The following is a 1,378-nucleotide window of genomic DNA, read 5'->3' as shown; positions in this document are numbered from 1 at the left end:
GGCTTGGCGCCCAGCTCGGCGGCCACCGCGTCCACCTGCTCCACGATCCCGATGTTGTGCTGGAGGTTCTCCCCGGCGAAGCGGGGGTTGTTGCGGCGGAAGTCGTCCTCGTCCAGCTGCTCGATGGAGCGGATGGTGCCGGTGAGGAAGCCTCGTCCCAGCGGGGAGTACGGTACGAAACCGATGCCCAGTTCCCGCACCGTGGGCAGGATCTCCTGTTCCGGGTCCCGGGACCACAGGGAGTACTCGGTCTGTAGCGCGGTCACCGGGTGCACCGCGTGTGCCCGGCGGATCGTGGCCGGGGCCGCTTCGGAGAGCCCGATGTGACGGATTTTGCCCTCCTGGACCAGCTCAGCCAACGCGCCCATGGTCTCCTCGATGGGTGTGTCCGGGTCCATGCGGTGCTGGTATCCCAACATTCACCCGTAACATTGGATTCATGACGAGTCGCGTAGCCGCCTACATGCGGATCTCCCAGGACCGCACGGGCGACGGATGGGCCATCGACACCCAGCGCCGCAAGATCGGCGACCTGGCCAAGCTGAGGGGCTGGCGGGTCGTCGCCGAGTACGAGGACTCCTCCGTCTCGGCCTCCAAGCCACGTGGTGCCGGCACGGACTGGGCGAGGATGCTCAAGGACGCCGACGCCGGGCGGTTCGACATCGTGGTCGCCGTCGACATCGACCGGCTTCTGCGCAGCACCAAGGATCTGAACACGCTGATCGACCATGGGCTGCAGGTCGTCACGGTCGACGGCGAGATCGACCTCGCCACGGCCGATGGAGAGTTCCGGGCGACGATGCTGGCCGGCATCGCGCGCTTCGAGGCCAGGCGCAAGGCCGAGCGGACGATCCGTTCGAACGAACGCCGTCGCGCCGAGGGGATGCCGGTGCTCTCGGGCTGGACGCCGTTCGGCTACACGAAGGACGGGGCGCAGATCCCGGAGCAGGCCGAGGCCATCCAGCGGGCGTTCGCAGACTTCACCGCGAGCAGGCCCAAGTCGATCCGCGGCATCGCCGAGGATCTGAACGCGGCGGGGTTCGTCACCTCGAGAGGCAGGCCGTGGTCGACGTACGCGGCCCGGTACCTGCTGAACAACTCGCTGTACGCGGGGTTCATCAGGTACAACGCCACGGGTGAGCTGTTCCCGGTCGCCGAGGGTAATCGGTGGCAGCCGATCATCTCCGAGGCACTGTGGCGCCGCTCAGCGGCCAAGCTGCGCGACAACAAGGCGAAGGTCGACCGTCGCGGCAATCAGCCGCGCTACCTGCTCTCGGGGGTCGCACGGTGCGGTCGGTGCGGGGCGGCGATGGTCGCTGGCCAGAACGAGCACCGGGTGCCGAACTACAGGTGCGGGCAGAACTTCCATGTGAGCCGG

General features: G+C 67.9%; 1 protein-coding gene and 1 pseudogene. One reads left to right on the top strand and one right to left on the bottom strand.

All coding sequences use genetic code 11. The annotated features are described in order from the left end of the window. Positions 1-416: pseudogene (locus BJF77_RS02870) on the bottom strand (aldo/keto reductase); the annotation flags it as partial. Between the two features lie 23 nt (positions 417-439). Between BJF77_RS02870 and BJF77_RS19325 the strand changes: the two are divergent. Next, the coding region (locus BJF77_RS19325; RefSeq protein WP_139318410.1) for a recombinase family protein at positions 440-1,378 on the top strand (939 nt) is incomplete at its 3' end.

It is taken from the genome of Kocuria sp. CNJ-770, from assembly GCF_001942375.1.
Lineage (GTDB): Bacteria > Actinomycetota > Actinomycetes > Actinomycetales > Micrococcaceae > Kocuria > Kocuria oceani.
The sequence above is the reverse complement of the archived record's forward strand: the minus strand, read 5'-3'. Positions and strand labels throughout refer to the sequence as shown.